Source organism: Aulosira sp. FACHB-615, from assembly GCF_014698045.1.
Classification (GTDB): Bacteria; Cyanobacteriota; Cyanobacteriia; order Cyanobacteriales; family Nostocaceae; genus Nostoc_B.
The window spans coordinates 441,075-465,768 of the sequence record NZ_JACJSE010000005.1; the positions used below are offsets into that span (position 1 = coordinate 441,075).

A 24,694-nucleotide genomic window follows, 5' to 3' on the forward strand; every position below is an offset into this window, starting at 1 on the left:
GGTCTGAAGTTATAATTCGCTTTCGTCGGAAAATTGTGGCAGTGTGAGAGTAAAACAAACTTGGCTTTGTTCAGAATCTTGGATGGGAGTACTTTCAACGGCGATCGCTCCATTCAAATGCTGTACTAAAGATTTAACTAAAGCAAGCCCTAAACCCGTTCCCGGAGTCCATCTTCCACCTTTACCACGACGGAACCGATCAAAGATGTAGGTTGCTTCTTCTTCAGAAATTCCCCGTCCTGTATTAGTCACTTTAATAATAACTTGATCAATTAATTGTTCAACTTGGTGATATGCTCGCACATTAATCACCGTTTCCGGCTCCGAGTATGTACAGGCATTCGTGAATAATTCTTGCAAGATCCGGTTAAAACTTTCTAATTCAGTCTGTATTTTTAAAGAATCTTGGGGTAAATCGAGATTTATAGTTAAAGCTTTAGCTGATAGTTTTGAGTTCAGATTAGTTGTCAAGGTTTGAACTCTGGTATTTAAATCTATGGTTTCAAACTGGGGACGTTCTTGCTTAGACTCTAATTTCTGGAGTGTCAACAAATCGTTAATTAAGTTAATTTCTTTCGTACATTCTTGCTCTAGAATATCCATGTATCTGGCTTGACGCTCTGGTTGAATTCCCGGTAAGCGCAAATTTTTGATGGACATTTGCATGTTTGTCAGTGGATACCGCAAGCGATCGCTCATGTTACTCAAAAATTCATCTTTGAGATGATTGAGTTCCCGTAGCTGCTCAACATATTGCCGTGTTTTTTCATGCAACTTTGCTTGCAGTTCTAAGCTACTTTGGAGTTTAGCTGTGCGCTCATCTACCAAAGTCTGTACTTGCCGCAATGTTTGTGATTGAATAATGGCATTGCTCATTTGAGCGCAGACCATTTCCACCAAATTTAATTCGGAAGCTTGCCAACTACGGGCTGTTTTTTGTTGCAGGACAATAAATCCTAGAACTTTGCCTTGATTTTCTAATGGCACTAACAGCAAAGACGGTAAAAGTCCCACTGAAAACAATGAAGCAACCGTCACCATATCTTGCAGGTCTGTGTAGTCCTCAATTACTACGGCTTTGCCGGAGTCTGTAAACACACGTTGGCACAAACTACACTCAGAAACCAAAAATGACTGCGGCTCAACATCTGATTTACTAGTTGTGCCACTGGGTACGTTCCGATTCCACTCCGCCGCTACAGTGGCCTTGGCTTTGGGAACTTGTTTTTTGGTTTGAGCTCTAAATAAAGGATCTTTATATTTCAGTAAGATCAACAATCCTCGGTCTGCCTGTAAAGATTCGGCCGTTGAGGAAATTGCTAACTGGAGCATTTGATTTAGCTCCAAGTTGCTCCGACTTAAGATTGTTAATTGTTTGATTAAGCTTTGATGCTGTTCGCTTTTTTGCAAATGCTCTTGCTGTGAAGCGATTAAATTGATTTGACCGACTTGAGAAAAAGCGATCGCACAAGCTGACTCAACAAAATTTAACAGTTGCTTTTCTGACTCACTCCAATCGTATTGCTGGAATTTAATCAGGCTAATAACACCATTGATTTGTCCGGCAAACCTAGTAGGAATCGCCAAAACTGATCTAATAGGTACTTGGAGGTGTTGTCCTCCCACTACCAGACTATCTTGGATAGTCGAAATATCCTCAATAGTGAAGGGTTCCGCCGCACATTGAACTACAGGCGAGTCCATTAACAAATGTTCTGTGGAAAATAATTGACCGGGATACGGCATTGCCAAATACTCATCAGAACACCAATGGGCAGCAATTGATTCACTGGCTGCTGTACTGGCAGATACTGTGACTAAACAACAGCAATCGACTTTGAAGGCATTGCCCAGTAATCTGGCAATTTCTTGCAGCATCAATGTCGTTGCTGAGTTATTGGCGATGATGTGATTAATTTTTTGTACCAACTGAAGAGTTGGTTCGTTCTGATGCTGCATCAGCTTGAGTGGGTATGATTGTAGTCTGTCTAGGTCATCTGGACACTGTGGCGGCAATGATAAACTTTTTTTCATTCCTGGCACGCTTTTGAATAATGACCTCATATCGTATGCACCCAATGTCTTGGCATATTATTTTCATTTAGTTATGTCGCTGCACCCTAGTTAGTGGCAAGTCTTTTATCAAGAGTTTCTCTCACCTGTTATAGCCCCTTTCTTTGGCAGATGAATAAGTAACTGGTATATTAAACTAATTTATACATGGGTATATAAAAATCTCTAAAATATATTAAGGTACTGCTTACAGAGGGTTTGGGGCTTGGATGCAGACCTAAAGTACTAGACTTTGGCCTAGGATAGCTTGTCCGTAACTATACATAAACCGTAATTTCTCTGGAATTAAGATAAAAACTCTCAAAAGTATTCCCGCATTAATACTGGCTAATATATTAATTTTAGTAATATTTGTTGCCAAATCTTTTTCTTGTGCTAAGTACATCTCTGTGGCTTTGCAAAAAATTAAATTCTATTATGACAGAACCTCGGAAAAACGTTGTGAGTGTGTTTGTCCCTCTCTACAAGGTTTGTAGATTGTAATATAAAATTCTTGTTTATTATTGATGATGTGGTAATCAAACTTGTCATTTCCTGTATCAAGTGTCATCACATACCTGTGACTAAAACTCCAGTTTGCTTTTGAGTTTGACTTCTGTGTTGATGGCTTAACAAATATATATAAATATTTTAAATAAAAAATATTTATTGGGTGTAACCCCTAAAGATGGAAAGCAGCTTAGTTACCGGAATGAATAACCAAGCTGCTTTCCCAGGAATAAACAACTATCCAGCTAAACTTTCGACACTGAGAGGAACCATATCCCCATTTCGAGTGAGTCCCAATAACATAGGCTGTTGAGGTTGAATTAATTGACCCGTGAGTACACAACGTTCTTCCTGCTGGGCGGTGGCGGCTATACTAGCTCGAATGTCGGCTCGTGAAAATCGCGGCTTCCACTCACCGGATTTTTGCTGGACATAATTCCAGAGAATATCGCGGATTAAGGCTTGATAGCCTTGATTGCCAGCTATTTCTTTAAGTTTGTCTTTGAGTTCTCGTTCTAGGCGAATGCTAGTAACTTCCATGTCGGTTGTTGGGGTGCGAGTAATTGTGTGCATGACTTTTTCTCCTTAAAGGTATGGACAGGATAGTAATACAAGTGTAGTATGTTTAAAGGAATGTTCAATAGGTGAAATTTTCTGTGAAATCCATTTACCCCATCTCTACTTTCTTGTGTGCTACCAACTGCCGATTGCGTTGGGAATCAGCCGCTATGGAAGTGGAGTATTTATTTATGGGCGATGGTAGCCATATTCATTGGCTAGTCACAGAGGGGAATTATGATTTTAGATATCTCGGCATAGGCGTGCTGAATGCAAAACCACAACTGAAAAAAATAAGCGGGAGGTACAGACAAGAGAATGCTGTACCGATATAACACCAGAGAAGTTTTTGGTAAATTTCTAACCCCCGCTTCACTTAGACCAGAAGCGGGGGTTTTTTAATAAGGAGTGAAGCTGTGACGAGCGTAATGCAAGTGTTAGAGCAATCCGTAGTGGTATTTTCGCAAAATTACTTGCCTCTGTGTCGCGTAAATATCAAACGAGCGATTGTGCTGTTAGTAACAAACAAAGCAGAACCACTGGATTTTGCTACTGAAGGCGGATGGCGAGTTCATTCACCCAGTTTAGTAATTGACGTACCAAAACACATTCGTTTGAAAATAGGCTCTAATGAACGGACATGGAAAGTACCACCAGTAAATCGGCGAGAAGTTTTGCGGCGAGACCATCACACTTGTCAATATTGCGGTAGCAGCAAACGTCTGACCTTAGATCACGTCATCCCCCGATCCAAAGGTGGCTTACATACTTGGGATAACGTAGTCACAGCTTGTGAAAGATGTAACTCCCATAAAGGCGATCGCACCTTGTCTGAGACTGGAATGCGGCTACGGAAAATACCAAAAGCACCCATTCACCCCGCGATCGCTTTTGCAGAACAATTTTGGACAAATGTGCAAGCAAACCTGGAATAGCAGGAGAGCATAAGGAATGCTGAAATTAACTTACACCGAAAGGAGCTTTTGTTTAGAGTGTATTCCTCAGTCACTAGAGGAGTGGGTAGCACAGCGCGTAATTTTCGCTATGCGAGTTGGACAAAATTTGTGTGTTGAACCCAGTACTGCTTCCTTTTTGCTCCCTGTTGATCTACCAGGGGTAGAAGCACTTAAGGCGGAGGTGAAACGAGATGATCGGGAAGTTATCGCCTTGTGTGTCTGCGATAGCGAATATGTGGAAGTTACCCTGCGCGGTTCTTGGCTATCGAATGGTGCTGAAGATTCTGTGGGTGTGTTCATCACCACAATGAGCGATCGCACTGAGTTCTTTCTGCAAAAACTGTGGCAAGAAGCTCAAGCTTGTGAATCGGTGAAGTATGAAGTATGAAGTGTGAAATTTCATACTTCTACTTTCCACTTTTTTCTAGCAGTTCTGGTATTGTCACGAATCGGTAGCCTTGCTGTTTCAGCCCTGTGATGATTTTTGGCAATGCTTCTACTGTTCTATGGCGATCGCCTCCACCATCGTGCATTAGAACAATAGCTCCTGGTTTTGCGCCTTTCAAAACATTTTTAACAAATGCTTGGGGTTTAGCACGGGGGTCTGTGTCGGCAGAAGTCAAAGACCACATAACTACAGAATATTTCTGGCTTTTGGCGTAAGCTGCTAATCCATTATTTAGAAAGCCCCCAGGAGGTCGAAACAAAGTTGTTTTGACTCCTGTTGTTTTGTAAATCAATTCAGAGGTGCGGTCAATTTCCTTTTTGGCTGTGGCTGCATCCATGTTTTTATACCAGTGATGCCAAGTATGGTTGCCGATGGCGTGTCCTTCAGCTACAACTCGCTTGGCAATTTCAGGATTGGCTTGTAAAGCACTCCCTACCCAAAAGAATGTCACCTTGACGTTATTTGCTTTGAATATATCCAGCATTTGTAAGGTTGTTTTTGGCCAGGGGCCATCATCGACAGTCAAGGCAATAACTTTCTCTTGATTACTAGGCTCTATTTTATATAAGGTTTTTCCTTGAAATTTCGCCGGAACCTCGAAATTAAGGTTTTCTGGCTTAGTTGATGGCTGTGATTTAGCATCTGTTGGACTGGTTACTGGTTGATCTGGCACTGGTGCTGCATGGACTTTGTTCATTGATTGGGTATTTTCCAATTTTGCAGACGTGCTACAGCTTGTTACACAAAAGGCGATCGCTACACAACCAAATATTCTGTATAACTTCAGGTCTTTTTCTTTCACATTAGGCTCCTAAAAATATTCAGCCCATCATAAGCTTGTAGTTTTACTTTTTAGAGAGGTTAATAAATCAAAAGCCAAGCAATATAAGGGTTTTCAGCAATTTTAAAAAATTTTTCCTCAACCCCTTGACATCTTTTGTAGTATTTATGTAGTATATATGTAGTGAGGCGAAAGACAAAGCCTCCAAACGGTAAAAGTCATGTTCTACACAAACATACAGAACAGGCACTGGAATCAACGAAAGTTGCCAGTCAACCAAGCCTCTCTCACTTCTAAACAACCAGAAGTAGAGGATATCAAAGCCAAAAATTCTCAATTGGCTCAAGTGAAAATCGCCGAATATATCAGTAATACACAAAAGATTTATTACTTAGAGCGTCGGTTATTTGGTTAAAAGTTTTCTCAAGCAAAGTAATTTTTCCGAACCTTGAAAACTGAATAAGGAATGGGCAAGTTCATCAAAAATTATCTGTACCTTGAAAAATTAAAAAGATAAAAGTAAAAAACCTTTCTTTTGCCTTTTTACTTTTTCCTTCTAAGCATTAGGCACAGATACCAATCATGGGGGTATAGCTCAAATGGTGAGAGCGATCGCCTGTCGAGCGATAGGTTGCGAGTTCAAGTCTCGTTACTCCCGTGTAGCCTTGTGGACGACTAGATAAGTCGCTGCGCCTCTCAAGCACAGAGAAGCGGGTGCAACTCCCGTCAAGGCTCCCAAACGGCTGAGTAGCCAAGTGGTTAAAGGCATTGGTCTGCAAAACCGACATCGTGAGTTCAAATCTCACCTCAGCCTTTGGTACGTTGCAGTGTAACTTAAAGGCAAAGTCCTCAGCTCATAACTGAGTATATGCGGGTACCCTACCCTTCGGGAACGGCTTCGCCGAACGGGAAGCCGCTATCGCGTCTACAACTCCCGCCACTGCTACCAATGCAGGGATGGTGTAACGGCAACACCTCGTGACTCCAAATCCGATGTTCTAGGTTCAAATCCTAGTCCCTGCGTTCTACTTTTGCCCTCGTGGACGAACGGTTAAGTCACTGCTCTTTCAAAGCGGAGATGCGAGTTCAATTCTCGTCGGGGGAATTATGGGTCGATGGCCGAGTCTGGTTAAAGGCGACAGTCTGTAAAACTGTTCTATTTTGTTCGCAGGTTCAAATCCTGCTCGACCCACTGTGGAGAGGTGGCTGAGTGGCTAAAAGCATCCTCCTGCTAAGAGGAAACGGTTTAATGACCGTCGCAGGTTCAAATCCTGTCCTCTCCGCCTTAAAAGTGCGGAGTCAAAATACTAGCCTCTAGCCCCTAATCCCTATTGAGAGCGTGGTGTAACTGGATAACATCTCAGTCTACGAAACTGAAGACTTGAGGGTTCAAATCCCTCCGCTCTCGTTACATAGGAGAGATGGTGGAGTGGCTGATTCAAGTTGAATTAAACCAGTCCACTGGGTAATTACCCATCTCTCCTTCTTATCCCCTAGTAGCTCAGTTGGTAGTAGCGCCTGTTTGAAAAACAGGAGGTCGTCGGTTCAATTCCGACCTGGGGGGCTGCGTTGCCTCGTAGCTCAGTGGTAGTAGCGATCGCCTGTTAAGCGAAAGGTCGCAGGTTCAAACCCTGCCGAGGCAGCCATTCATTGCCGGGTGGACGAATTGGAAAGTCGCATCGCTCTGAACGATGAGGTTGCAGGTTCAAACCCTGCCCTGGCAATAAAGCCCTGTGGTGTAATTGGCAACATCCCGCCCTTTGAAGGCGAAGATTCCAGGTTCGACCCCTGGCAGGGCTGCCAAACTTTGCTCTTGTAGCCCAATTGGAAGAGGCTGCCGTCTCAAAAACGGTATGTTGTGGGTTCAATTCCCACCAAGAGTACCAAAACTAGCTCCTGTAGCCCAACTGGAAGAGGCGGCAGACTTAAAATCTGTTAATTGTGTGGGTTCAACTCCCACCAGGAGTACCAACGGGATGTGGCGCAACTTGGTAGCGCGGCAGCTTTGGGAGCTGAAGGTTGCAGGTTCAAATCCTGCCATCCCGATATGCCCCTGTGACGGAACTGGCATACGTGCTGGAATCAGAGTCCAGATTTTGCAGCTACCCTTCGGGAAGCCGCTTCGCGTCTACAAATCCTGTCAGGGGTACTAATACCATTTCACGAAAAATCTGAGAAATATGTAAACCCTAAAATCCTTGCTACATCTAAGTTTTTTAATTGCGAATTGCGAATTGGTATAAGCTCCCGTGGCGGAACGGAAGACGCACTAGACCGAGGATCTAGTTTTTTGCAGGTTCGACTCCTGTCGGGAGTACCAAAATCAAAGTATGCCCTTGTAGCCCAACCGGAAGAGGCGCTTCGCTTAGAACGAAGAGGTTGCTGGTTCAAATCCAGTCAGGGGCATTGGTGAAATGCGGGGATGGAGCAAGAGTGGCTCAGAGGTCTCATAAGCCTCATATCAGCAGGTGCAACTCCTGCCCCCGTCACCAAATAAGGCAAAAGTAAAAAGTGAGCCAGTGCGGTGGACGGGTTCCCCGGCATAAAGCAACTGGCGAACTCGCAAGAGTTAAAAGGCAAAAGAAGGAAAAAGAAAATTTTTTACTTTTTCACAAGTGCTGGTGTAGCTCAATTGGCAGAGCAACTGACTTGTAATCAGTAGGTTGCAGGTACCCTACCCTTCGGGAACGGCTTTGCCGAACGGGAAGCCGCTACCGCGTCTACAATTCCTGTCACCAGCTCCAGAATGCGGTGCGATCGTGGTGTAACGGCAGCATCAGAGTCTTCCAAACTCACGGTACGAGTTCGAGTCTCGTCGATCGCTTGCGTAGTCCTGTAGTTCAATGGTAGAGCAATTGCCTTACAAGCAATAAGTTGCAGGTTCAAATCCTGCCAGGACTACCAATTAATGGGAGTGTAGCTCAATCGAAGAGAGCATCGAGCTTCTAACTCGAAGGTTGTAGGTTTGAGTCCTACCACTCTCGCCTGAACAAGTCAAAAGTTAAAAGTTAAAAGGCAAAAGTATCAGGACTTACGCAAAAGTATGAAAAAACGAACCGCAAAGGACACAAAGGACACGAAGTTATAAGAGTTTTAGAGAGTTATTGCGTAAGTCCTAAGTATTTCTTTTTACTTTTTACTTGACACTTTTTACTTTCTTTATGGGGTCATAGCTCAAATGGCTAGAGCGCCTGCCTTGCAAGCAGGAGGTTATGGGTTCAATTCCCATTGATTCCACTGATGGTGTCTGAAGCCAAAGCGATCGCGGCACTGGTTTGTGGAACCAGTCATAGCGGGTTTAAGCCCCGTCAGACACCCTTGAATGGAAGATGCCGCTAAATGGTTGGCAACCGGTCTTGAAAACCGGGGTGGGGTAACACCCAGGGGTTCGATTCCTCCATCTTCCGCCTTCCACCTGAAGCCGAAAAGTGAGGCGCTGTGCTGATAACACAGTTATAGGAGGGGCAGTACCTCCCTGGTGGATTTTGATTTGGGGAATAGGGAGTAGGGAGTACGTCTCCTTTTCCCCCTACCCCTTGTCTTCCTTGTCTCCCTTGTCTTTTCTTTATGGGTGGTTGGCATAGCGGCTGTGCAACGGGCTTTTAATCCGTCATAGAGAGGTTCGACTCCTCTACCACCCATTTTCAAAACTAACTTCTATAAAAGAGAGTCTATGTGCTGCTGTACTTTCTGTAAAAGTGGCTGAGACTCGATTTGCTGAGATAATTCATGGGCATTTTGGTAGCAAGATAGGGCTTTTCTTTTGCGTTTTGTTGATGCGTACAAACTGCCCATATTTAGTAAAGTCGAAATTTCTCCCAAGCGATCGCCTAATTGTTGATAAATTGCGATCGCTTGTTTATAAAATTTCATCGCCTGCCAGTTATTACCTAAAATGCTGTAGGTATAACCAATATTATTCAAGGTTGTGGCTTCACCAGAAATGTCTTTGAGGGCGCGACGAGATAAAAGTACTTGATAGTAAATTAGCAGTGCTTGTTTAGGTTGACCTAAATCACTGTAAACAGAAGCAATATTATTCATCGTGGTTGCTTCACCCACCAAATTTTTCACGGCTCTTTGAATAGAAAGTGCTTCCTGTAAATATTCTAGGGCTTGCCCATGTTTGCCTAAAAGACTGTAAGCAAACCCAAGACCATTTAATGTTGCTGCTTCACCAGAAAAATCGCCTAAAAATCGTCGCATTGAGAGAATTTGGTTTTGTAGCAACAGTGCGCGTTTGGGTTCTCCCAATTTGGTGTAAATTAGTGCCACATCATTGAGCGTGGAAACTTCACCTTGAGTATCGTGCAATCTTCTAAAAATATCTAAGGCTTGATCTAAATATTTCAATGCTTGCGAAAACTTTCCCAGACGGCTGTAAGTAGAACCAAGATTACTCAAGGCGGTGGCTTCGGCGCTGGCGTTACTTATCTCTTGAGCAACCAAAAGCGCCTGCTCAAAACACTCTAATGCTTTTTGAGGTTGCCAGCAACCAAGGTGCGCTAAACCGAGGTCGTTTAATGTATAACCCTCTTTGGCTCGATCAGAAATTTCTCTAGCTAATTCTAGATTTTTTGTTGCCAGGGCGAGTGATTCTTGAAGTTTTCCTTCCTGGTAGTAGCGGGTTGCTTGATCTCGACGTTTTTCCCACTCTTGGACTGCATTAAATGATTGCGTCATTTGACCTCAGTTGCACCAAAGAAAAATTAGGCAGGCTAATTTTGAGCCAACATCCCTAAGACATAAATTTGCTTAGATTGCCCAAAATAATGTTAAACATTATTCTCTACCTTGAGATATAGGATGTAAATAGTAAAATGTGGTATATTTTTCAACCAAACTAACTAATTGCTATAAATTTATAAGATAATTGGTTAAGTTTTATAGCTTATTCTTGTAAATTCATATTCTTAGTAACTGGATAAGTCGTTTTTGCGAAAATCTCAAAGATTAGGGAATTTTTAGGTAATTTTAAGACGTGTTTTTTTCAGATTTTGTGTAAAGTAAATTTTGTATTTTTGTTAAGAAATATGACAATTCCACGCTAAGTCAAAAGATTGTTACTATGCCTTGAAGAGATATAGCATCCCTATTTGATAGATGAACTAAAAAGAATAGAGACGAGGAGAGATGAGCATAAATCATTTAGAATGGCTATATTTACCTAGAGCATAAGATTAAATTTGCTGTAGATAACACTTAGTCAACATTTCCGCTTAAATGCTTTTGTATACGATATAAAAAAATTCAATGTTTATTTGGCTGATAAATTGGGAATTTTAAAACTAGTAGGTTATGACCTTGATGTTCCCTTTTATCACTTATGAAAAAGCCAAAGTCTCTGGATTTTACCAAAGAGCAACAGAATAATTCTCCTTGGCCTATATGGTTTCCTTATCCCACTTCTTGGCTAAAAGCGTTGATTTTAGCCATATTTTTACGAGTTATTATCTTTATAGTCGAAAAAGCTGGAATGGTAAGTTACCGTGTAACTTATTTAACCGGAAGTATAGAATTATTTGTTATCCTCTATATATTAATCATTCTCTCTCCTATTCCAGTCATTGCTTTTACCCACCATTTTTTACATTTATTCCTTGGTTCTTTTCTTTCTCAAATTCAAGCTCCAGAAATAGGTAAACCAAGAGGTTTATTACCAGGATTAATGAGTTGGTGGGAAGGTTTGTACGGCTGGCTGGTGATTATTATTGCTGGTTTAACAGCATTTCTTTTGACTACTTTTTTTCTGCCTATATTTGATATTAGTTACAATCAACCTATCATTTACTATACGGAGTATCAAAGAACAATTATAGTAATATTCGGGATTTTTTATATTTCTATTTCTTCTGTAATATATCATGTCGAATACTTGGTAAAACTCAGATATATATCAGTTTATTCTCTCAATAAAGAAGCAATTAAATATGAAAAAAGTACTGATTCAGAAATCAATATAGAGTTTAATAAGTTACGAAATGAAATGGGAGTATACGCAACTTCATCCAAAATAAACCCTAAAATCGAGCCAAAATTTAATCAAGTCAACAAGCAAAAATTTTGGAATCTAAAGCAAAAAAAGTGGCTTTGGATATTAATTACATCAATAATTGCAGCTTTATGTTTAATAATCAAATTAGTAAATATTCAAAATAAGATTATATTGTCTGCTTCCTCGAACAATCAATCACCAACTTTATCAATAACATCTCAGCCAACACCGACACCAGTTGATTCACAGTTGCCTATAGTATCACCTCAACTGGATAATTTTCGTGAGGCTGTGAATCAAGCGATTAGTGCTGCTAATCTGACGCAATCGGCTAAATCTTCAACAGAGTGGCAAAACATTGTTAAACAATGGGAAACTGCTATATCATTGATGCAATCAGTACCTTCATCTAGTCCGAATTATGTACTAGCACAGCAAAAGATTGTTGAATATCAGCGTAATCTTAGCTATGCTCAAAAAAATGCCACTAGTACTAAGTAATGCGATCGCAGAAAATATAACTTGATTTTTATCTGAATATTTTAAGTCTTTAAATAATGTTGTGTAGCTTGCAATATCTTCAATTGCAATAGCTTTTCATCTCCTAGCTGCTGTGGAAACTTGGGTTTGATGGGGATGGTATTTAAACTGCGGATAATCTCGGTGGCGACAGCTTTGGCTAATAGTGGCGGTACAGAATTACCGACTTGGCGAAAACCATGCCATTTAGTGACGTGAAATCGAAACCAGTCTGGGTAAGAATGAAGCCGTGCAGCTTCTCTGACTGTGATGCAACGGGGTGTCATGGGATGAATTGGTCGCGGAGAAGTGAAAGAACCCCTGTGTCTATCTGTTCCGGCGCGTAAGGTATTGCAGACACCAGCCGGATGCAGTTTATGAAAACGGCTGATGGGTTCTCTTTCGCCTTGGGGAGTTTCTTGAAAACGTTGAATGGTTGTGGGTGTGTGTTGAGTGCGGAAACTAGAAGAGAGAATGCGGGCATCGAATTGGCGATCGCAGCTATAATCATCTGCTAAATTACTAATACCGCGCAGTATCAAGGCATAATCACTCGGTTTGCCATAATCAGCAAATACCCAATCTTTTTCTAATAACTCTGCATAATTTTCTACTTCTGGGAGATCACCAATTGCATCCCACACTGTCGGACTCAGTGGTAAAGCATTTTGTGATATTGACTGATTTGGCTTGGCTATTTGGGTAATTGGTTGGGGATACTTGGGTAAGTTGACATCTCCTCTCGCGCCTAACAGAAATAATCGCTCACGGGATTGTGGTACACCATAATGAGCAGCATTCAGAATTTGATAATTTTCTTCTACCTGATAGCCGTGAGTTTGAAACTCACTAATTAAACTTTTCAGAATTTGTTTGTGTTCGCCAACGGTTATACCGCGAACATTTTCCATCACAAAATATTTTGGTTGTAGTTCTAACACCAATCGATGAAAGTGAAATACTAAAGAGTTACGCGGGTCATCAAAAACCCGTTTACCCATCAGGGAAAAGCCTTGACAGGGACTACCACAAATAACCGCATCAATTTCACGACTGCCAATTTTGGAACGTTTGCGAATTTCTTTGCCTGTGGTGTCTTCTACGCTTTTACAAAAAACTGTACACCCCGGAAAGTTAAATTCGTGAGTAGCGCAGTGGATAGGATCAATTTCGACGGCGGCCAATACATCAAAGCCAGCTTGTTCAAAGCCAAGGGTCATACCACCTGCGCCTGCGAACAAATCAACTGCGATTGGTCGTCGTTTTCTCATTGAGTAATAAGTGCTGAGTGCTGAGTGCTGAGTAAAAAATAGTTTGCTCGAAAATTTGCTGTATGAAACCGCATCAAGCCTGGAACTAAAGTTCCAGGCTCATAGCCAAAATCCACAAAGCGTGGACTGAAATGAACTTGTGGTTGAGTCCTCCCAAGAGGACTTGCGCTATGAGACTCGGAATTGATTCCGAGGCGGGATAGATGCACTCAACCCGGATTTGTGTGTACACCGTAGCGCGTTTTAGGAGAGGGAGAGGTCTGTCGAATTCATGTCTTCAAACTTCACACTTCAGACTTCACACTTCATAATTTATACTTCATACTTCACACTTCAGTTAGCATTTGCAAAATTTCTTGAGCCGCGCGATCGCATACGCCAATATCTCCTAAACATTGTCGCATTTGGGCATAATCTGTCAATGTCTGCCGTCTGCGTTCAGGATTCAGTAGTATTTCCATTGCGGCTTGGGTAATATTCTCTGGTGTGGCTTGTTCTTGTAACAACTCTGGTACAATTTCCCGCATTACCACTAAGTTGACTGGAGAAGCAAAGGGAATGGAACCTTTGAGGATTTTCCGCGCAATCCAAACGGTAACGGCATTGAGGCGATAAACTACAACTTGCGGCACGTTAAACAGCGCCAGTTCTAAATTGACTGTGCCAGATTTAGTAATGGCGAAATCAGCCGCAGCAAACACTTCTTTTTGTTGACCAGAGACAATTGTGGCTCGTAAACCGTAATTTTGAATTGCTGACTCTATTGGTTGTTTAAAGCTTTCCAAAGATAAAGGAATCCAAAAGTGAGCTTCTGGTAACTTGGCTTGAATTGTCTGCGCTGCTTGAAAAATGACTGGTAAAAGATATTTTAGTTCTTGCTGACGAGAAGCGGGGAGAAGTGCGATCGCAATTTGTTCTGGTGCAATTCCTAATTCAGCACGCGCCGCCTGACGATTAGGTACATTCTGCATCCGATCAATTAACGGATGTCCCACCCAACTGACATTTCCGCCATTTTCTTGATAATATCTGGCTTCTTCGGGGAATATTGCTAAGAGTTTGTCTGTAAAACCAACGATGCGAGAGGTATTTCGCAGACTCATTGACCAAACCCACTCTTGTGGGGCAATGTAATAAACCACAGGCACATCTGGCAGATTTTGTCGCATATAAGTGCCGATGCCGAGGTTTGGCCCCATATAATCAATCAGCACCACTAAGTCTGGCGGGTTTTGCTTGAGATAGGCGATCGCTTTTCGTTGTACTAATAAAGTGGGTACAACATAAGGCAAAGATTCTAAAAGACCCATTGAGCCAATCCCACTGGTATTGCCCAAAATATTTGCCCCTGCCTTTGCCATTTTTTCGCCACCGAGGGCGACAATTTCTAACGCCAACCCAGCAGCAGCAGCTTGGCGTTGCATTGCTGCAATCAACAGCGAACCTTGCAAATCGCCAGACACTTCGCCAGTGCTGATAAATATCCGCATTTTAATTAACAATTACTAAAAATTTTGCCATGAGAAATTAGAAGTTGAGTTAAAGAAGAATTCAGAATCCAGGAGTCAGAATTAATTCTGAATTCTTACTTGCTGAATTCACCCTAATTTCTCAGATATAACTTAAGAATCATCACTTGTGCCTGCTTTACCTCTACCTGGAATCAAGCCACGTCTTCCTGGCATTTGAGACAAGAGTATAAAACGACGCAAATGTTGTAGTTCTTCTGTATCTCCTAGCTGTTCTAACTGTTCTAATGCTTCTTTGAAACTCAAGTTAGAACGGTAGAGAATGCGGAAGGCTTTTTTGAGGGTTTGCAGGTCACTGGCGGACATTCCAGAACGCTTCAGCCCCACCAAATTCAGGGTTCTGACCCGTACTGGATTACCTTCTACTAGCATATATGGCGGCACATCCCGATCAATGCGAGACATCCCACCTACCATTGAGTGTCTACCAATATGGACAAATTGATGAACTCCCAAAACGCCGCCTAATCTGGCGCGAGACTCGATATGCACATGACCTGCTAAAGCTACCGAGTTGGGAATAATTACATGATCTTCAATGATGCAATTATGCGCCACATGCACATAAGCCATCAGCAAATTATTACTGCCGATGATTGTGGCTTCTCCCTCACCTGTGGCACGGTTAACGGTGACATACTCTCGAATTACATTGTCGTCACCGATTTTTACCCAGGTTGGCTCTCCTACAAATTTGAGATCCTGGGGTTCCATACCAATAGCTGCACCTGGAAAAATCTGATTTCGCGCCCCAATTTCGCAAGGCCCTTCCAGCACTACATGAGCGCCAATAATTGTTTCTGGGCCAACTTTGACATGCGCTCCAATCACAGCATAGGCACCAACTTGCACTGTAGGGTGGAGTTCCGCTTTAGGATGAACTACCGCCGTTGGATGAATAAGAGTCTTCAAGGGTGAATCTCCAGAACTGTCGTGAGAAACCAGTGCGTTAATCGCAACTGGTGTTGCTGAGTTGTGATAACTTCAACAATCGAAAGTGTCGGGCAAAGCAAGTTAAGTGTGAGGGCAGCGAAAATTCAGAAATTTTCAAATACTGTGTGGACAGTTGTTAATCTGTGATGCTTGTTTAGATTTGAGCCTCAGTATATAACAATAGCCAAGCCAGTTATGACATTGTAATAACTGGTTTTATACTCAGCACGTTGCCATATCACGGTTGTACCAAGACACTCAAACAAGTTGTTAACCAACTAAAGAAAACATCAATTCGCCTTCAGCAGCGAGTTGTCCGTCAACTTCGGCCCGAGCTTGCATCTTCCCAAACCGACGTTGTTTGATACATAACAGTTCCACTGTCATAATCAGTTGATCTCCAGGGACAACTTGACGACGAAAGCGGGCTTTATCAATGCCAGCAAAGACAAACAGTCCACCTGCATTGTATTCTGGTAGTTGTGTTAACACAATTCCACCGACTTGTGCCATTGCTTCGACAATTAGCACACCTGGCATGAGTGGTCTACCGGGGAAATGTCCTTGAAATTGAGGTTCGTTAATAGTAACATTTTTAACGCCTACAGCCACTTTTCCTGGTACATAGTCAATAATTTTGTCTACCAGTAGAAATGGATAGCGATGGGGGAGCAACTGCTGAATTTCTTCGGATGTGAAGGTTTTTTTCACTTCCGGTGCAGTGGGAGTTTGGGTGGTATCAGATGAGGATGCGATCGCATCGCTACTATTTACTTCTGCAAGAATTGACGACATTGGCAGTTTGTGTGACTTTGACTGTGGAAATTAAAAGTGGAATGGCGTTGAAACCCCTCAGATTTTGTCAGTGGGATTTTGCTGTGCCGCTAAAATCCTTTCGGCGAGTTGAATATGTAAATTGTGGCTGGCTTTATACGCTAAGAAATGAGCTTGGGGGAAATTTCCCAATAAACTCAAATCTCCTACTAAGTCCAACATCTTATGACGGACTGGCTCATTTGCAAATCTTAATGGCGGATTTAACCATCCTTCAGAGCCGCAAACCAGTGCATTGTCTAAGCTGCCGCCTTTAATTAATCCAGCCTGTTGTAAGTATTCTATTTGATGTAATAAACCAAAGGTACGCGCAGGGGCAATTTCCGCCGCAAAGCTAACAGCCGCCTCACCGACATCAGCCGCTAATAACCAACTGTGCCATTGATTGCCAATTGCAGGTAAATCAAAATCAATCCCATAGCTAAAGCGGGTTTCTGCGGCTGGGATAGCACAAACAAAGGCATCATTTTGATAAATCCAGATTGGTTCTGCAAGAACCCATTGCGCTGAGTTATCGTCTACTGTTTGCGGTTGTAAGCCAACTTGAGCCACACTAGCAGCCCAAATTTGGGCTGAACCATCCAACAACGGCACTTCTGGCCCATCAATTTCAATGCGGGCATTATTCACACCCATACTTGACAAGGTTGCCAATAAATGCTCGACTGTACGGACAGATGCTGCACCTTTACCCAATTGAGTAGACAGTACAGTTTCATTGACTGCGGCAATTTGGGCGGGAATGATTGGCAAATCTGGCAAATCTACCCGCACAAAATAACGCCCGCTATTGGCTGGGGCTGGTAATATCCGCACATTGGTAGCAATACCGCTATGCAGTCCGACTCCTGTTTGGCAGATTTCCCCGGCGATGGTGTGCTGTTGCATCGGCGAAAATTTAATACACCTTAATAAATAGTCAAGGGTCGAGGGTCAAAGAGTCAAGAGAAAGTATGAAGTATGAAGTGTGAAAAAGCTAATTTCATACTTCATACTACCCTTCGGGAAGCCGCGCAGAGCGCGTCTACACACTTCATACTTTTTAAAATCTTTCCCCAATGCCGAAGTTGATGCGGCTATCACCATCATCGTTGATACCGTAGTCGATACGAATTGGCCCCAGAGGTGATTGGACGCGCACACCCAAACCATAACCATAGCCAGTACCGTTTTTGTTGAGAACATCCGCCGCCCTAGTATTGGTGCCTAAGTCAGTACCAAAATCGACAAAGGCTGCACCACTTACGATGGAAAATACAGGGAAGCGATACTCTAAAGTTGCTTGCACGTAACTACGGCTGCTGGCTAGTGTTCCTTCTTCATAACCACGCACGGAGTTACTACCGCCTAAAGTAAAGGCTTCGTAGGGAGGTAAATCGCCGAGGATAGTACCGCCTTGAATGTTAAAGGCGAGAGTTTGTGCGCCTTTGGAAAAGTTTAAGAGCTTCACGGGGATGTATTGGCTATAGCTCCCCCGTAGTCTAGTGAGTAAAATATTACCTTCGCCTATTGGTAATGACTGGTCAACTCCGAAGCGCAGGAACGAACCACTGGTAGGCTGTAGGGCATTGTTACGGCGATCGCGCTGTGTACCTAGTTGTAATAATACCAAGTCGTCTTGGCCTGTACCAGAGAAGCTTAAGGGAATTAATTCTCCAGCTTGGCCATTGTTGTAAACTGTACCAAATCTTCTGAGATTACCATCAGCATCGCGGGTGGAAACGCGCTGATATTGCAACCCGGCTGAGGCTGTCCATTCAGAACGTTCGTAGGGATTTTTGGACAACGGACGAGTAAAGGTAACGCCACCACCTAAACGTAACACACGGGGGCGATCGCCATCGTCATCTCCGGCTCTGAAGGTTTCCACGTTGTTCTCATCTCCTTCAAATACTAAGGAAATCGAACTGCGGCGGAAAATATTGGCTGTGTAAGAGGTGCGGTAAGGATCACCCGCAATCCAGGGGTCGGTGTAGCGTAAATCAAATAGTAATTCCCTGGTTCCTACCTGGACTTCTGCACCTAATTTTTGGTTTCTGCCGTTGAGGTTTTGCTGTTGATAGCTGACTGTACCAAATAATCCACTGGCAGAACTAATACCAGCACCAGCCGCGATCGAACCGCTACTGCGTTCGGCAACATTAATTACTACATCTACTTTGCTGGGGTCAGTACCAGGGTCTAAAGAAACATTCACATCTTCAAACAAACCTAGTCCAAATACCCGTTGTAGGTCTTTTTGAACTATATTTCTGTTAAATATTTGTCCTGGTTTTAATTCTACTTCCCGTGTAATAATATACTCTTGTGTCCGTCCGCGAATTGGTCTACCTTGGTCGTCTGTTTCTTGACCTTCTTTGTTGCGGAACCGGACTTTAATATTTTCCACTACGCCTTCGGCGACTTGCAGCGTCACCACCCCATTTTCGGAAACTTGGGGCGCACCAATCACATTGGCTAACACATAACCTTGGTCTTGATAGCGTTTGCTTAAGGTCTTGATTCCTTCTTGCAAGTCGCGTAGGTTGAGGATTTTACCATACTGATCTTTAAAAACTTCATCCGCCGTACTTGCTGGCAGAACCGAAGCAACACCAGTTCCAGGATTAGCTTCGACTTGCACTTTTGTAAGTACGGGGTTGGGCTGGACAATAAAGCTGACTCGCACGCCCAAGGGTGTATCTTCTGGTACAGCTTGGACGTTAGAAAAGAAACCTGTACCAAAAATCGAATTAATATCTTCTTGTAGTTGGGTGCGGGTGGTTGTTCGCCCTGGTTGAGTCCGAATGACTTGATAAACTCGATCTTCTAATTCTGGGGGTAATTGTCCTGCTTGGGGTTTGACGACTACTTCTGATACCAATACCCTTGGTTCTGTTGATTCGGTAGCGCCATTCGGTTGGGTATTCCCTGGAGATGTGGGAAACGCAGGTTCGATGGTGGGGGGGGTGGTATTTTCTGGCTGGGGATTTTGGGGAAATGCCGGTTCGATGGTTGGGGGGGTGGTATTTTCCGGCTGAGGGTTTTGGGGAAATGCCGGTTCGATGGTAGTGGGGGGAGTAGTATTTTCCGGCTGGGGATTTTGGGGAGATGCCGGTTCGATGGTTGCTGGGGTAGTATTTTCTGGAGATGCAGGTTGTGTTGCTGGAGTGGAACTATCAGGAATGGTGTTGGGCTGTTGAGTATCAGAGTTGGGGATTGTTTCTGGCGTTTGGGCAATGGTTGGGACTATCACCTGTGATTTTGCATCTGATGGTGTTGGCAAAATGGTCACAGATTTTGGTTGAGTATCTTTGAGTACTTTAGCCTCTGGGGAGGCGATCGCAGTTGGTAAACTTTCCCTCGCTGAACTTTGCCCTGCGTCCTTCTCTTGTGGCTGCTTTGTAGCGGGTTTTAAAATTTTCGCTGTGGGTTGTAAATCTTCAGCAGTTTGGGCATTCGCTCTAAAAGAGCCACTTAATGGCGCTGCAATTGCTACAGCTGCTACTAATATAGGAGATAAACGCATTATATATTCCTCTTCACTTCCGCACACAATCACACACTAGTTATTAGTCATTAGTCGTTGGTCATTTGTCCTTTGTCAAGACCAATGACCAATGACAAGGTACATCAGTTTAATTTTTACTGTCTACTGTTTGCAGCACTCGCTGTAAAACCTCTTGGTACGCATCTTCTACATTGCCTAAATCTCGGCGGAAGCGGTCTTTATCCAGGACGCGACGGTTGGGGTCAGTTTCTGTAGTGTCCCACAAACGACAGGTGTCTGGACTAATCTCATCTGCCAGGAGTATTTGCTGTTGTGAATCTAAGCCGAATTCTAGTTTGAAGTCTACTAAGGTAATGCCACATTGCTGCCAAAAGCTCCGCAGAAACTCGTTGATTTGCAATGCTAGATTCTTAATTAGGTCTACTTGTTCCTCTGTAGCTAATTCCATTAAGAGTAGGCGATCGCGTGTCAACAACGGGTCTCCTAATTGATCATTCTTGTAATAAAACTCTACCAAGGGCTGTTGCAAAACTGTACCCACTGGTAAACCTGTTTGTTGACTCAGGCTACCCGCCGCAATATTTCTCACGACTACTTCTAAGGGTAAAATTTTCACCGCTTTCACCCGCATTTGATTAGGGGACGGGCTGTCAATAAAGTGGGTTTTAACCCCTTGGGCTTCCAACTGTTTAAATAACTCGCTAGAAATACTACAGTTAATTTTTCCTTTGCCAATGATACTGCCACGCTTTTGGGCGTTAAACGCAGTTGCATCATCTTTAAAATCAGCCAGCAAGATTTCTGGATTATCTGTTGTATAGAGTATTTTTGCTTTGCCTTCGTAGACTTTAGAATGAACAGACATGGTAGGAGGTCAACTTTTCAGCAATGGGAGACTTGTGTCCTTTCGGGCTTCACCATTTTATCTTTAGTTAACAAAGATTCGCTAATTAATCGCCAGTGCATAATCAAAAAATGCTAAGAATTCAGGAGTCAGAAGCCTGAATTCTGCATAAGAATAGGCTCTCTACTAGCTGTGAGAACTAAATTCTGTATTTTATTGACTGACACTCTGCTGTAAATTCATCAATTTTGAAATGAGATTTCAGGGTTTTCAACAGTAGTCTGATATCAAATTTGCTGAGTATTACCCGTAAATCTTGTGACTGTAATACACCCGTATAAAATTGGTTTATACCTTTGATGGAGTAGGACAAAAGCTGCCCTTAGAGAATTAAATTTTACTGGTCAGCACCAGTAAGTTATAGTAAAGATTAATTACCTGATGCTGAAACTCAGATATATAATATATAACCTCTAGTAGAGGTAAATTTCCCAGGAAACTATTACACTCTGACTGTAGATTTTTTTACTCAAAAACTGATTTTTTTATAGAAAATAAAGTATAAATCATGACTAAGTAAATAGCTATTGAAAATTTTGATTGGTGTTTAATACCAGAGAATGTCAATTAGTAATTGGCAGAAGGATACACTATTAGGAATTACTGCACAACGATCAATACTAATCAAGCTTTTTTGCTTTTAGCAGCAAAATATAGAAATCCTACTCGATTTCTCAAATACCTGTTGAGGTAGAAACAAGAGAGTCGATTTGTTGGTAATTCATAAAATACTTGCTAGAAGTGCATAAATCATGGCTTGAGTTCAGATATTAAAACAATAATGGAGTTTAATAAGTGGAGCAGAAGATGGTGGACAAAGATGATTTTATTTATCCCAAAGGTCGATATTATGGGCAAGTTAAACCCGAAAACTTAGTATTTAATGCGAATCTTCAGGAATTTGCGAATAAAGTTAGTTATGTTTGTAGCTTAGAAACGGGTGGAAAAATCCCGCCAGAAGATGCTTACGAACAAATCAAAGCTTTGTGGAAACAGCTAAAACAAAGTAAAAAACAGCTAAAAATTGGCGAAAATCCTTTTAGAAATGAAGGCGGAGAAGCTGAAGAATAAGATAAAAATTGTGCAGGTAGGGAGTAGGGAGTAGTAAAAAGCCTTTTCTAAGTTCAATGATTTTTTTCAAAATCAAATATTAGTCATTACTTTATCTTGTCGTGACTGCTTGCCAGCATCTCACTGATTCAGGAATATCAAAAAGCTTTTGTAATCAGAAATTAAAAAATTTGGGTATTTATTTGCTGACAATTGTCCAAACACCATCCCAGGAATCTGGCGGTGGTGTTTGGTGATAATTTTGGGCGCGTTCTAGATGAATTTCTACGGCTTGATCCTTGGGGCGGAGGTGTTTTGCGGCGGTAAAACTAGCGATCGCCCCGGCAAAATCCTTTGCTAAATAAGCAGCCCGGCCGTTATGATAGTGAAACAAAAACTCTTGGGTATCAGCATCTAAAGGCGTATTGCGATCGCTAATTAACTCATAAATATTCACAGCTTGGTTTTTACCCTTAACGCGAATTTTATCTAACTCCCGCACCCAAATGCGATCGCTGCAAAGTTGGTAGGTAAATTCGCTCAAAATAATATCACAGCCATATTCTTTCGTGACCGCTTCTAGACGGGCGCTTAAGTTTACACTATCGCCAATCACGGTGTAATCCATACGTTTGTGAGAGCCAATATTACCAGAAACAACTTCCCCAGAACTAATCCCTATCCCGATACGAATTTGTGGTTGTTCCTGAATAATTCGCCGTTGGTTAAATTCTTGCAGACGTTGGCGCATATCTAAGGCTGATTGTACCGCCTGCCAAGCATGGTTTTCTGTAATTGGTAAAGGCGCACCAAACACAGCCATTAAAGCATCGCCAATAAATTTATCTAAAGTGCCTTCATAATTAAAAACCGCTTCCACCATTGTTTCAAAATATTGGTTCAACAGCGATACAACTTCTGCTGCGCCCAAATTTTCCGTCAAAGTGGTGTAGCCACGAATATCAGAAAATAAGACAGTCACATCCTTACGTTCACCCACCATCAAAGCATCTTCACCCAAAGCCATGACTTGTTCTGCAACATGGGGAGTCAGGTAACGATACATTGTGGTTTTCAGGCGTTTTTCTTGGCTAATGTCTTCTAGAACTACTAAACCGCCTCTCACTCCCCCTTCTGGGTTGGTGAGGGGATTTACAGTCAAATTAATACTGCGTTCTAACTGTTCTACTTGATTAGCGGGGATTAATTGGGATGGAGGAGTTAACAGTAAATTCCAAGGAATGAAAAGGTCAGGGTTATTGCGATCGCGGACTGTTAAAATCAACTGATGAGTTGTGCCAGTTTGCAAAGCTGAGTCTTGATTGTCACTATTCACTCGCCCGTCTAAAGTCAATGCTTGATATAGCCCCACCATCAAACTTTGTTCTGGAACATAATGTCTAGCGCCCGATGTCAAACTGTCTTCTAAGCGCATTTGCAAATTTTCAATGGGTACTACTTCCCACACAAAGCGCCCGATTAAATTTTGCTCCCACAATAATTTATTGCTTTTGTTATTAGTATCAGCCAAAGGACAACCCAATAACTCTAAAGCCGCATCATTAATTGTCACAATTCGACCAATCATATCAGTCGAAATTACAGCATCAGATAGACTTTGCAAAATGTCTTTTTGATACTGTTTCTCTAACAGGACATTTTCAAACAGCCGCGCATTTTCTAATGCTATGCCTGCTTGAATATTAAAAGCTCGCATAAACTCTTCATCAGAGGCGCTAAAACTGCCTTTTTGCTTATTAATTAGCTGAGTTACCCCAATTAATTCATTAGCAGAATTAAACACTGGTAAACATAAAATATTCCGCGTTACATAGCCAGTTTTTCTATCTGTACTGGGGTCAAAACGTGGGTCTTTATAAGCATCAGGAATATTTAATGCGTCTCCTGTTGATGCTACATAACCAGCAATTCCCCGATTTGCCGGCATCCGAATTTCAAGAAAGTCTGTGGGCGATGCTGCGGCTGCAACTTTTGTCCAAAGTTCACCCATTTCTTTGCGATACAAAAACAGCGTACTCCGGTCTGCTTGCATCAAAATTCGGGCTTGTTCCATGACTATTTGCAAAGTTGCTTCTAAGTCTAAACTCTGCCCTAATGTTTGAGTCGCCCTTAATAATGCTGTTGCGCCTCGTTGATTGCGGGCTGCTACATAAAAGGATTGACAAGTTTCTAAAATAATCCCAATAGAAGCAGCAAAATCTCGGAATGATTCTTCATCTTCATGATTAAAAGGCACATTACCTTCTTTATTTGCCAGTTGCACAACAGCAACAGTTTGACTCTTACTACTAACAACAGGCATACATAAAATATTGCGAATTTTATAGCCCATTTGTTTTTCTAAATCTGGACTAAATAAAGGATGTGTTGCAGTTTCCGCAATGTTTAAATATTGGGCTGTACTCGCTACATGCCCAGGAATGCCAACATTAATTGGCGTTCTAATTTCTAAAAATTTTTGACTATTATCTTGGGGAACTTTTGACCAGAGTTGACCTTTATCATAGTCAACTAAAAAAATTGCTGTGTGTTCAGCTTGGAGAATTTGACCAATTTTCAAGGTAATGGCTTCTAGTACCTTTTCCAACATTGTTTCTAGAGCTTCATTATTAATTAATTCAATGGCTCTGAGAAATTGTTGGAACTCAGCCGTTATAAAATCAAGTAGACAGACAAATTCGTTAACAGAAAGGTCTTTGACACGACGTAGTAAGGCGTGGGTGCGATTAACTTGTGTGAGTTCAGTTAATGTAGCCAAGACGCTACCAGGGTTGGGAAGAGTCATGGAATTTTAGATTTTAGATTTTAGATTTTAGATTTAAAGCTGAGATTGTGCTTTTATC

General features: G+C 42.2%; 18 protein-coding genes and 24 tRNA genes. 30 read left to right on the forward strand and 12 right to left on the reverse strand.

Annotated features, from left to right (window positions below):
- Positions 1 to 9: 9 nt before the first annotated feature.
- Together H6G77_RS11440 and H6G77_RS11445 are read right to left on the reverse strand one after the other, a co-directional pair.
- A complete protein-coding gene (locus H6G77_RS11440; protein ID WP_190871617.1) occupies positions 10 to 2,034 on the reverse strand; it encodes a GAF domain-containing protein in 2,025 nt (674 codons plus the stop codon).
- A gap of 765 nt (positions 2,035 to 2,799) precedes the next feature.
- Complete coding sequence (locus H6G77_RS11445; protein WP_015113795.1) at positions 2,800 to 3,135, reverse strand: hypothetical protein; 336 nt, start codon at positions 3,133 to 3,135, stop codon at positions 2,800 to 2,802.
- A 71-nt stretch (positions 3,136 to 3,206) separates the two neighbouring features.
- Between H6G77_RS11445 and H6G77_RS11450 the strand changes: the two genes are divergently transcribed.
- From H6G77_RS11450 to H6G77_RS11460, 3 genes are all read left to right on the forward strand, one after another.
- Positions 3,207 to 3,455, forward strand: coding sequence for a hypothetical protein (locus H6G77_RS11450; protein WP_190588259.1), 249 nt, complete (start codon positions 3,207 to 3,209; stop codon positions 3,453 to 3,455).
- Between the two features lie 81 nt (positions 3,456 to 3,536).
- Complete coding sequence (locus H6G77_RS11455) at positions 3,537 to 4,055, forward strand: HNH endonuclease (protein WP_190588258.1); 519 nt, start codon at positions 3,537 to 3,539, stop codon at positions 4,053 to 4,055.
- Between the two features lie 16 nt (positions 4,056 to 4,071).
- Complete coding sequence (locus H6G77_RS11460; protein WP_190668242.1) at positions 4,072 to 4,464, forward strand: alr0857 family protein; 393 nt, start codon at positions 4,072 to 4,074, stop codon at positions 4,462 to 4,464.
- A 19-nt stretch (positions 4,465 to 4,483) separates the two neighbouring features.
- Here H6G77_RS11460 and H6G77_RS11465 read toward each other — a convergent pair whose 3' ends face one another.
- On the reverse strand, positions 4,484 to 5,326 hold the full coding sequence (locus H6G77_RS11465; RefSeq protein ID WP_190871618.1) for a polysaccharide deacetylase family protein: 843 nt from the start codon (positions 5,324 to 5,326) through the stop codon (positions 4,484 to 4,486).
- A gap of 244 nt (positions 5,327 to 5,570) precedes the next feature.
- Here H6G77_RS11465 and H6G77_RS11470 point away from each other — a divergent pair, with 244 nt between their 5' ends.
- The 25 genes from H6G77_RS11470 to H6G77_RS11590 all read left to right on the forward strand — a co-directional run bounded on the left by H6G77_RS11470 (position 5,571) and on the right by H6G77_RS11590 (position 8,946).
- The gene (locus tag H6G77_RS11470; protein ID WP_242049189.1) at positions 5,571 to 5,720 is read left to right on the forward strand and encodes a hypothetical protein; all 150 of its coding nucleotides are present in this window, start codon (positions 5,571 to 5,573) and stop codon (positions 5,718 to 5,720) included.
- Positions 5,721 to 5,889: 169 nt separating this feature from the next.
- A tRNA-Asp gene (locus tag H6G77_RS11475) sits at positions 5,890 to 5,963 on the forward strand.
- 3 nt (positions 5,964 to 5,966) lie between these two features.
- Positions 5,967 to 6,043, forward strand: a tRNA-Glu gene (locus H6G77_RS11480).
- Between the two features lie 3 nt (positions 6,044 to 6,046).
- Positions 6,047 to 6,119, forward strand: a tRNA-Cys gene (locus H6G77_RS11485).
- 137 nt (positions 6,120 to 6,256) lie between these two features.
- Positions 6,257 to 6,328 (forward strand) — tRNA-Trp (locus H6G77_RS11490).
- Between the two features lie 9 nt (positions 6,329 to 6,337).
- Positions 6,338 to 6,410, forward strand: a tRNA-Glu gene (locus tag H6G77_RS11495).
- A gap of 4 nt (positions 6,411 to 6,414) precedes the next feature.
- Positions 6,415 to 6,497 (forward strand) — tRNA-Tyr (locus H6G77_RS11500).
- Between the two features lie 4 nt (positions 6,498 to 6,501).
- Positions 6,502 to 6,588, forward strand: a tRNA-Ser gene (locus H6G77_RS11505).
- Between the two features lie 50 nt (positions 6,589 to 6,638).
- Positions 6,639 to 6,713: transfer RNA gene (locus H6G77_RS11510), tRNA-Arg, on the forward strand.
- Positions 6,714 to 6,795: 82 nt separating this feature from the next.
- A tRNA-Phe gene (locus H6G77_RS11515) sits at positions 6,796 to 6,869 on the forward strand.
- Between the two features lie 6 nt (positions 6,870 to 6,875).
- A tRNA-Asn gene (locus tag H6G77_RS11520) sits at positions 6,876 to 6,951 on the forward strand.
- A gap of 5 nt (positions 6,952 to 6,956) precedes the next feature.
- Positions 6,957 to 7,029 (forward strand) — tRNA-Gln (locus H6G77_RS11525).
- 3 nt (positions 7,030 to 7,032) lie between these two features.
- Positions 7,033 to 7,108 (forward strand) — tRNA-Gln (locus H6G77_RS11530).
- Positions 7,109 to 7,114: 6 nt separating this feature from the next.
- Positions 7,115 to 7,191 (forward strand) — tRNA-Leu (locus tag H6G77_RS11535).
- A 6-nt stretch (positions 7,192 to 7,197) separates the two neighbouring features.
- Positions 7,198 to 7,276 (forward strand) — tRNA-Leu (locus tag H6G77_RS11540).
- A gap of 1 nt (position 7,277) precedes the next feature.
- A tRNA-Pro gene (locus H6G77_RS11545) sits at positions 7,278 to 7,351 on the forward strand.
- Between the two features lie 197 nt (positions 7,352 to 7,548).
- A tRNA-Leu gene (locus H6G77_RS11550) sits at positions 7,549 to 7,625 on the forward strand.
- A gap of 12 nt (positions 7,626 to 7,637) precedes the next feature.
- Positions 7,638 to 7,711 (forward strand) — tRNA-Leu (locus H6G77_RS11555).
- 10 nt (positions 7,712 to 7,721) lie between these two features.
- A tRNA-Met gene (locus H6G77_RS11560) sits at positions 7,722 to 7,797 on the forward strand.
- A 125-nt stretch (positions 7,798 to 7,922) separates the two neighbouring features.
- A tRNA-Thr gene (locus H6G77_RS11565) sits at positions 7,923 to 8,049 on the forward strand.
- Positions 8,050 to 8,058: 9 nt separating this feature from the next.
- Positions 8,059 to 8,129: transfer RNA gene (locus H6G77_RS11570), tRNA-Gly, on the forward strand.
- Positions 8,130 to 8,134: 5 nt separating this feature from the next.
- Positions 8,135 to 8,209 (forward strand) — tRNA-Val (locus H6G77_RS11575).
- A 6-nt stretch (positions 8,210 to 8,215) separates the two neighbouring features.
- A tRNA-Arg gene (locus tag H6G77_RS11580) sits at positions 8,216 to 8,289 on the forward strand.
- Positions 8,290 to 8,468: 179 nt separating this feature from the next.
- Positions 8,469 to 8,542, forward strand: a tRNA-Ala gene (locus H6G77_RS11585).
- Positions 8,543 to 8,874: 332 nt separating this feature from the next.
- A tRNA-Lys gene (locus tag H6G77_RS11590) sits at positions 8,875 to 8,946 on the forward strand.
- Between the two features lie 16 nt (positions 8,947 to 8,962).
- On the opposite strand, the gene H6G77_RS11595 is transcribed toward H6G77_RS11590, so the two are convergent.
- Positions 8,963 to 9,988: a tetratricopeptide repeat protein gene (locus H6G77_RS11595; protein ID WP_190588254.1), complete on the reverse strand. Its 1,026-nt coding sequence runs from the start codon at positions 9,986 to 9,988 to the stop codon at positions 8,963 to 8,965.
- Between the two features lie 643 nt (positions 9,989 to 10,631).
- Between H6G77_RS11595 and H6G77_RS11600 the strand changes: the two genes are divergently transcribed.
- Entirely contained in the window at positions 10,632 to 11,801 is a 1,170-nt protein-coding gene (locus H6G77_RS11600) for a hypothetical protein (protein ID WP_190588253.1), read from the forward strand.
- Positions 11,802 to 11,842: 41 nt separating this feature from the next.
- On the opposite strand, the gene H6G77_RS11605 is transcribed toward H6G77_RS11600, so the two are convergent.
- The 7 genes from H6G77_RS11605 to purC form a co-directional block, all read right to left on the reverse strand.
- Entirely contained in the window at positions 11,843 to 13,090 is a 1,248-nt protein-coding gene (locus tag H6G77_RS11605) for a DNA cytosine methyltransferase (RefSeq protein ID WP_190588252.1), read from the reverse strand.
- 326 nt (positions 13,091 to 13,416) lie between these two features.
- Entirely contained in the window at positions 13,417 to 14,580 is a 1,164-nt protein-coding gene (gene lpxB, locus H6G77_RS11610; protein ID WP_190871619.1) for a lipid-A-disaccharide synthase, read from the reverse strand.
- A 132-nt stretch (positions 14,581 to 14,712) separates the two neighbouring features.
- The gene (lpxA, locus tag H6G77_RS11615) at positions 14,713 to 15,531 is read right to left on the reverse strand and encodes an acyl-ACP--UDP-N-acetylglucosamine O-acyltransferase (RefSeq protein WP_190588250.1); all 819 of its coding nucleotides are present in this window, start codon (positions 15,529 to 15,531) and stop codon (positions 14,713 to 14,715) included.
- Between the two features lie 291 nt (positions 15,532 to 15,822).
- Positions 15,823 to 16,347 carry a 3-hydroxyacyl-ACP dehydratase FabZ gene (gene fabZ / locus H6G77_RS11620; protein WP_062294314.1) on the reverse strand — a complete coding sequence of 175 codons (525 nt, stop codon included), beginning with the start codon at positions 16,345 to 16,347 and terminating at the stop codon, positions 15,823 to 15,825.
- 57 nt (positions 16,348 to 16,404) lie between these two features.
- Complete coding sequence (gene lpxC / locus H6G77_RS11625) at positions 16,405 to 17,274, reverse strand: UDP-3-O-acyl-N-acetylglucosamine deacetylase (protein WP_190871620.1); 870 nt, start codon at positions 17,272 to 17,274, stop codon at positions 16,405 to 16,407.
- Positions 17,275 to 17,428: 154 nt separating this feature from the next.
- Positions 17,429 to 19,894 carry a BamA/TamA family outer membrane protein gene (locus H6G77_RS11630; protein ID WP_190871621.1) on the reverse strand — a complete coding sequence of 822 codons (2,466 nt, stop codon included), beginning with the start codon at positions 19,892 to 19,894 and terminating at the stop codon, positions 17,429 to 17,431.
- Between the two features lie 109 nt (positions 19,895 to 20,003).
- On the reverse strand, positions 20,004 to 20,741 hold the full coding sequence (gene purC, locus H6G77_RS11635) for a phosphoribosylaminoimidazolesuccinocarboxamide synthase (RefSeq protein WP_190871622.1): 738 nt from the start codon (positions 20,739 to 20,741) through the stop codon (positions 20,004 to 20,006).
- Positions 20,742 to 21,587: 846 nt separating this feature from the next.
- Between purC and H6G77_RS11640 the strand changes: the two genes are divergently transcribed.
- The gene (locus H6G77_RS11640) at positions 21,588 to 21,851 is read left to right on the forward strand and encodes a hypothetical protein (protein ID WP_190668268.1); all 264 of its coding nucleotides are present in this window, start codon (positions 21,588 to 21,590) and stop codon (positions 21,849 to 21,851) included.
- Positions 21,852 to 22,029: 178 nt separating this feature from the next.
- On the opposite strand, the gene H6G77_RS11645 is transcribed toward H6G77_RS11640, so the two are convergent.
- On the reverse strand, positions 22,030 to 24,636 hold the full coding sequence (locus H6G77_RS11645; RefSeq protein WP_190871623.1) for a GAF domain-containing protein: 2,607 nt from the start codon (positions 24,634 to 24,636) through the stop codon (positions 22,030 to 22,032).
- Positions 24,637 to 24,694: the final 58 nt, after the last annotated feature.